The sequence below is a fragment of the Nocardia cerradoensis NBRC 101014 genome, from assembly GCF_000308535.1.
In the GTDB taxonomy this organism is placed as follows: domain Bacteria; phylum Actinomycetota; class Actinomycetes; order Mycobacteriales; family Mycobacteriaceae; genus Nocardia; species Nocardia cerradoensis.
The window spans coordinates 20,644-27,093 of sequence record NZ_BAFW01000256.1; the positions used below are offsets into that span (position 1 = coordinate 20,644).

A 6,450-nucleotide genomic window follows, 5' to 3' on the forward strand; every position below is an offset into this window, starting at 1 on the left:
CCACCTCGCGTATTCACCGGCGGCCAGTACTCTCGAAGCAATCATGGCCACCTATTTCGATCCCAAATCCTGGTCGCCGTTGCGGGCAGTGGACCTGGGCCGACGGCTGTTCGACCCGGAGATGCTGGATCAGTGGACGGCCTTCACCACCGCATGGCTCGACCCGGTGGCGGATCTCGGGGCCGGTACGGTCACCGCGCTCATGCCGGATGTACTGATGACGCTGCTCAGCGAGGGAATCCTGAGCCGCTTCGGCGGTCGGGAGGTCACCGCCACCCTGCTCGGGCACGATCTGACCGCGATTCTGCAGACCCTCAAGGTGCGCCGCCGCGGCGCCCACTTCCAGACCAAGACGGTGCTGACCGCCCTGCGCTGGAACGGACATCCGATCGAGGAGATGACGGTGATCGCGCACGGAGTGCGGCTGATACCCGGCGTCCCGACGAAGGTGCGCACCGCCGGACTCGACGTCACCGGCACCGTGACCACCGCGGCGCTGGTCGAATGGCTCAACGAGAAGCGGCTGGACTGGCGGTTCGAGGTGCATCCGAGCGGATTGATCAGCGCGCGCCATCGCACCCGTAGATTTCAGGCGCTGGTCGACGCCGCCATCAGCGACAACCTCGTCACGATCGCGGTCCACCAGGCTGCCTGGTCGGGTGTCCGGGTGCCGCGGCGCTGGGTCTCGGTGGCGCCGGTGACCCTGGCGGACCTGCCCAACGACGTGCGCATCGTGCGTGCCGACCGGCAGGGCGACCGGGTACATTTCCGGCTCGAACTCCCGCAGATCACCGGCTCGTTCGACCTCGGGCAGATGCGTGCGGCGATCGTCGCCGGCACCACGCTGATCGTGTTCTGACGCCGACCCCGGAGCGCCGTGTCCGGAGCGCCGTGTCCGGTGCCGCCGGCGCTACTGCCCGCCGGCGTTCCACCATTCGAGCAGCGCGGCCTCGGCCTCGTCGCGAGTCAGCGGGCCGCGGTCCAGCCGCAACTCCTTCAGGTAGCGCCAGGCGCGGCCGACCTGCGGTCCCGGCTCCAGGCCGAGCAGTTCCATGATCGCGTTGCCGTCCAGGTCCGGACGCACCCGCTGCAGATCCTCCTCCTGCTGCAGGCGTTCGATCCGGGCTTCCAGATCGTCGTAGGTCGAGCGCAGCAGTGCGGCGCGGCGCTTGTTGCGGGTGGTGCAGTCCGCGCGCACCAGTTTGTGCAGCCGCGGCAGCAGGTCGTCGGCATCGGTGACGTAGCGGCGCACCGCCGAATCGGTCCACTGGCCCTTGCCGTAGCCGTGGAAACGCAGGTGCAGATAGACCAGCCGCGCCACGTCCTCGGTGAACTGCTTCGGATATTTCAAGGCGCGCATGCGCTTTCGCACCATCTTCGCGCCGACGACCTCGTGGTGGTGGAAACTGACACCGCCGCCGGGTTCGTTGCGTTTGGTCGGCGGTTTGCCGATGTCGTGCAGCAGCGCGGCCCAGCGCAGCACCAGATCCGGATCGCCCTGCTCCTGATCGATGGCCTGGCGCAGCACCGTCAGCGAATGCTGATAGACGTCCTTGTGCTGATGGTGTTCGTCGATCTCCAGCTTCATCGCCGGAACCTCGGGCAGCACCCGTTCGGCCAGCCCGGTCTCGCACATGATGTCGATGCCGTCGGTCGGATGTTCACCCGCGATCAGCTTGTCCAGTTCGGTACGGACCCGCTCGGCGGTGATGCGGCGGATCTCGTCGGCCATCAGCGCGATCGCCACCCGCACCCGCGGCGCCACCTCGAAGCCGAGCTGGGAGACGAAGCGGGCCGCGCGCAGCATGCGCAGCGGATCGTCGTTGAACGAATCCTCCGGCGCCGCAGGAGTATCCAGCACGCCGGCGAGCAGGGCCTCCATGCCGTCGAGCGGATCGACGAATTCCAGATCACCGGCCGGGCCGATACGGACGGCCATCGCGTTGACCGTGAAGTCGCGGCGGACCAGATCGCCCTCGAGGCTGTCACCGAAGGTGACCTCGGGGTTACGGGAGACGCGATCGTAGCTGTCACTGCGGAAGGTGGTGATCTCCAGCTGCCAGCCCGATTTCGACGCGCTCACCGTGCCGAACGCCAAACCGCCGGTGTCCCAGAGGTTGTCGGCCCAGCCGCGCACGATCTCCAGTACGACCTCGGGCCGGGCGTCGGTGGTGAAGTCCAGATCGGTGCCGAGCCGGCCCAGCACGGCGTCGCGCACGCTGCCGCCGACCAGGTACAGCTCGTGGCCGCGCGCGGCGAACAGGCCGCCCAGCGGAGTCAGCACATCCGAGAGCCGGCCCAGGGTGATCGCCGCCGCGGCAAGCAATCGCGTCCGGCGATCATCGTCGGGGTCGGACACGGCCCTTCCTTTCACTTGTGTGCCGTCCTCCACTTCTGCGTCAACGGACTTCGGCGAAACCACGAAAAAGCAGCTTAGTTGGTGCGCACCCGCCGGTACCCGCCCGGACCGGACGGGCGCCACTACCGCGGTGCGGCATGACACTCGGCATCGAACACGTTCAGTGCATCGATCCGGCGCGGCTAGACTGACCCGGTGTCTCCGGCCGATCGCGCGAACAGTCGACGCCGCCAGCCCCGGCGCCGCGGTTCGGCCGGTAATGCGGCGAAACCTCGCATGCGCACCGTCCGGGAAACCTCCGCGGGCGGGCTGGTCGTCGACGGCCTCGACGGGCCCGCCGAACAGCGCTGCGCCGCGCTCATCGGCCGAACAGACCGCCGCGGCCGGTTGCTGTGGTCACTGCCGAAGGGGCATATCGAAGAGGGGGAGACGGCCGAACAGACCGCCGTCCGGGAGGTCGCCGAGGAGACCGGCATCAACGGCCGGGTGGTCGCGGAACTGGGAAGCATCGACTACTGGTTCGTCACCGAAGGCCGTCGGGTACACAAGACCGTGCACCATTACTTGATGCGGTCGTTGGGGGGTGAGCTCTCCGATGCCGACGTCGAGGTCACCAAGGTGGCCTGGGTGCCGTTGAGCGAACTCGATTCCCGGCTCGCCTACGCCGACGAACGGCGTCTGGCCGAGGTCGCGAATCGGCTGATAGATCGGATGGAGAGCGGCAGACAATGACGCGTGCGAGTCGCAGTGGGCATCGCTGGGTGCTCCTGCTCGTCTCGCTGGCGCTCGCCGTATTGAGCGTGCCGTCGGCCGGGTCGAGCCATGCGCAGCCGTCCGGGTCGGGAGGTTCGACCGCCGCGCCGAAATTCCTCAAACTCACCCTCGATTCGGTATCGCCGAGCACGATCACCACCACCAGCGATTCCGTCCTCGCGCTGACCGGCACGGTGACCAATATCGGCGATCGCGCGGTGGACGACGTCAGCGTGCGGGTGCAGCGCGGGGCGGCCATCGCCGAACCCGGTGAACTGCGGTCCACGCTGCGCCAGGATCAATCGAACTTCCCGGTCAGCGCGCAGTTCCAGGACGTCGCCGACCAATTGGGGCCCGGACAGCGCAAACAGTTCACGCTGCGGATCGGGGTGCGCGAGGGCATGTCCAACGCGGCCGCCAATCCGCCGGTCACGGACTCGCTCGGCATCACCGAACCGGGCGTGTATCCGCTGCTGCTGAATGTGAACGGCGAACCGGCCTACGGCAATCAGGCGCACCTCGACGATGCGCGGTTCCTGCTGCCGGTACTCGGCCTGCCCGCCCTGCCGAACGGCGCCGATGCCGCGGCGCAAGGATCACAACCCGTTCCCGCCGCACCGCAGCCGCCGGTCGCGACCACCATGGTGTGGCCGCTGGCCGACCGGCCCCGCATGGTCGCCGGCATCCCCGGTTCGGTGGACGGCAAGGCGCTGCTCACCGACGACGAACTGGCCGGGGAGCTGGCCCCGGGCGGCCGCTTGGATCAACTCGTCTCGGCCCTGGAGTCGGCGCTGCGACCCGACCCGTCGCACGATTCCGGCCGCGCGGGTCCCGGGCTGGCCGGATCGCTGTGCCTGGCCGTGGACCCGGACCTGCTGCTCACCGTGTCGAAGATGACCGAGGGATATCGGGTACTGGCCTCCCCGTCGGATCCGGACGGGCCCACCCGCGACGGCACCGGTCCGCAGGCCGCGCGGGCGTGGCTCGACCGGCTGCGAGCGCTGGCGCCGACGATGTGCACGGTGGCACTGCCGTTTGCGCAGGTGGACCCGACCGCGCTGGCCGGCGTGCACGATGCCGATCTGGTCGCCCGCGCGCTCACCGCGCCCGCCGATATCGTCGATTCGCTGCTGTCGGTCAAATCCGTGCGCGGGGTGAGTCTGCCCGCTTCCGGAGCCATCGGAGGCGATGCCGCGACCATGCTGACCGAGCGCGGTTTCACCACCGCCGTTCTCTCCGGCAATGCGGTGGCCGAGGGCGGTTCCCTCAGCACCGCAACGGGTTCCGGCCGCGGCGAGGCGACGGTGCGCAGTACCGCCTCCGTCGCCGCGGACATGGCGTCGGTGGTACCGGAGATGGTGCGCCTGCCGGCCGCCGCACCGGCCAAACCCGACGCCGCGCCGCCGGCGCCCGATTCCGGGTTGAAGGTCGCGACCTTCGACATGTGGTCGGCGACCGCACTGGCCGCGGTCGGGTCGAATCCGCCGACTCCGGCGTTCACCCCCGACCGGGTCCGGTACGCCGTCACCAACGACTCCCGCACCGCTCGACTGCAGGACGCACTCGGCGCGCTGAGCTGGCCGGTACTGAATACGACCGAGACCCGTCCCCGCGCCACCCTTCTGATGCCGCCGCAACAGTGGGGCGCCGACCGCGACGAGGCCGGGGCGTTGCTCTCGCACCTGGAGTTGATGTTCCGCAGCGGTCTGGCGACACCGCGTTCCTTCGCCGATCTGCTCGCCCAGCCGGTCGATCCGCGCCCGTACGACCTGGACTACGCCGGTGACGCGGCGGCACAGGCGGTGCCGGAGCAGTTCGTCGCGCCGGTCGGACAGCAGGAACATCGGATCGACGATCTGATGAGCGCCCTGGTGGAGATTCCCCAGCAGGAGCCGACACCGCGGACGTTCCTCACGCCGTTGCGCGACGATCTCATCCGGGTGCTGACGCTCTCGGACCGCACCGGCACCGATTCGCAGGCCGACACCGCCGCGCAACGACGACTCGAACAGACCACCCGGACCATGGACGGGCTGTTCTCCTCGGTGAGCGTGCTGCCGCCGGGCGGGGTGTACACGCTGGCCTCGGAGCAGAGTCCGCTGCTGCTGGTCGCGCGCAACGATCTGCCGGTCACGATCCGGATCCGGTTCAAGATCGGGGCGCCCGCCGAGACGAATATCACCGATATCGGTGAGCAGCAGCTTCCGGCGGAGGGTACTCGCTCGTTCCAGATTCCGACCAAGGTGAGCGACAGCCGTAACCTGGTGATTCCGATATCCCTTACCACACCGGCCGGAGTGCCTCTCGGCAATGCCACCTCGGTTTCGGTACGTTCGAACGCTTACGGTCAAGCGTTGGCGATAATTACCGCATGTGCCGGTGCACTGCTGTTCCTGCTCGCCGGTCGCCGCTTGTGGCGCCGCTTCCGGGGACAGCCCGATCCGGCCGACAAGGGTTTGGACCCGGGAAAACGACGCAGGCTGAACCGATACCTGCGCGCCCGCAAACGAGTACTGCAGGAAGAGGAGGCACAGTGAGCGACAATCGCGCAGCGGCTTACTGTGCCGACCGGGTGCGGGTGTCCCGCAGGTCACCAGGCACAGTGAGCGACAATCGCGCAGCGGCTTACTGTGCCGACCGGGTGATTCACGGGCCGGCCCGAATGCCGAGCAGACCGGAGGTCCGGTGACCGAGTACGACGGCCCCGTCGTGCCCGATCAGGCCGACGACGAGCACTTTCCGCGACGCGCGCCCGCCGCGCCGTGGGAGCGTGGACCGCGTCGGCTGAGTCCCGATCCCTCGATGCCGCCCTCGGGCGCCAACGGTGTCGTGTCCAACGGGACGCCGCCGCACCGCTTACCGCCGAACGACGCCCGGCCCGATCCGGCCGATCCCCGGCGGCCGCTGAGCGGCCCGATTCCGCAGGTACCCCCCGCGGGCCGGACGCCCGGCCCGAACGGAGCACGACCCACCCCGCCCCCGCGCCGGCAGTCACCGCCCAGCGCACCCATCCGCCAGACCCCGGGCGCCGGCCCGCGCCAGATTCCGCCCGGGGCATCTCCCCGCCCGGAACCCCCGAATCCACCGGACGGGTCCCGATATCCGAGACCGCAGAATCCGCCGCGCCGGCAGAGCCCGCCGAGCGCGCCGCTGCGCCAGACGCCGCCGAACGCGCCGCGGCAGCCACTGCCGCCGAACGCGCCGCCGAGCGAGCCGTTCCGTCAAGTCCCCCCGACGGATCATCGGGGTCCTCGCCCGCCGCAGGACGGCGCGCCGCCGGGACGGCCTCGGCCGCCACAGCGCGGACCGCGCCCACCGGTCGAGCCCCCGAATCAGGA

At 69.7% G+C, this 6,450-nt stretch carries 4 protein-coding genes; 3 read left to right on the plus strand and 1 reads right to left on the minus strand.

Going from position 1 to position 6,450, the window contains the following annotated elements; genetic code table 11:
* The first annotated feature begins 43 nt into the window (after window positions 1-43).
* Window positions 44-859 (plus strand): hypothetical protein, encoded by an 816-nt coding sequence (locus tag ON23_RS27650; protein ID WP_039781803.1) that lies wholly within the window; start codon window positions 44-46, stop codon window positions 857-859.
* 51 nt (window positions 860-910) lie between these two features.
* On the opposite strand, the gene ON23_RS27655 is transcribed toward ON23_RS27650, so the two are convergent.
* Window positions 911-2,359: a CCA tRNA nucleotidyltransferase gene (locus ON23_RS27655; RefSeq protein ID WP_039781814.1), complete on the minus strand. Its 1,449-nt coding sequence runs from the start codon at window positions 2,357-2,359 to the stop codon at window positions 911-913.
* 195 nt (window positions 2,360-2,554) lie between these two features.
* On the opposite strand from ON23_RS27655, the gene ON23_RS27660 reads away from it, so the two are divergent.
* Both ON23_RS27660 and ON23_RS27665 read left to right on the plus strand, forming a co-directional pair.
* A complete protein-coding gene (locus ON23_RS27660) occupies window positions 2,555-3,091 on the plus strand; it encodes an NUDIX hydrolase (RefSeq protein WP_064923396.1) in 537 nt (178 codons plus the stop codon).
* Window positions 3,088-5,649 (plus strand): DUF6049 family protein, encoded by a 2,562-nt coding sequence (locus tag ON23_RS27665; protein WP_039781804.1) that lies wholly within the window; start codon window positions 3,088-3,090, stop codon window positions 5,647-5,649. Before ON23_RS27660 ends, ON23_RS27665 begins: the two co-directional genes overlap by 4 nt.
* Window positions 5,650-6,450 lie beyond the last annotated feature (801 nt).

Excerpts from the sequence above, each read along its gene's own strand:
- ON23_RS27665 (WP_039781804.1), top strand. The coding sequence starts at position 3,088 with ATGACGCGTGCGAGTCGCAGTGGGCATCGCTGGGTGCTCCTGCTCGTC.
- ON23_RS27650 (WP_039781803.1), top strand. The coding sequence starts at position 44 with ATGGCCACCTATTTCGATCCCAAATCCTGGTCGCCGTTGCGGGCAGTG.